Raw genomic sequence first — 244 nt, forward strand, 5'->3', positions numbered from 1 at the left:
CTGGTGCCGCAGGTGCAAATGCAATGGGGGCCAGTGCAGTACCACTGGTAGATGCGCTTAATGCAACAGGCAATAGCAGCTTAGCTACGACGGTTAATATTTTAGGTTTAGCGGGCTTGGTGGCGTCTTTTTTCTCTATTATTTATGGTTACAGCCGTTTAGTGTTTGCCCTTTCTCGTGCGGGTTATTTACCACAATCTCTATCAATTACTACAGAGCGCAAAGTACCAGCGCGTGCGTTAAT

1 pseudogene is annotated in these 244 nt (G+C 46.7%); it reads left to right on the forward strand.

Annotation, left to right across the window (positions count from 1 at the left end):
* A pseudogene (locus R2R70_RS22540) lies at nt 1–244 on the forward strand (ethanolamine permease); the annotation flags it as partial.

It is taken from the genome of Cobetia sp. SIMBA_158 (genome assembly GCF_046566945.1).
Taxonomy (GTDB): domain Bacteria; phylum Pseudomonadota; class Gammaproteobacteria; order Pseudomonadales; family Halomonadaceae; genus Cobetia; species Cobetia amphilecti.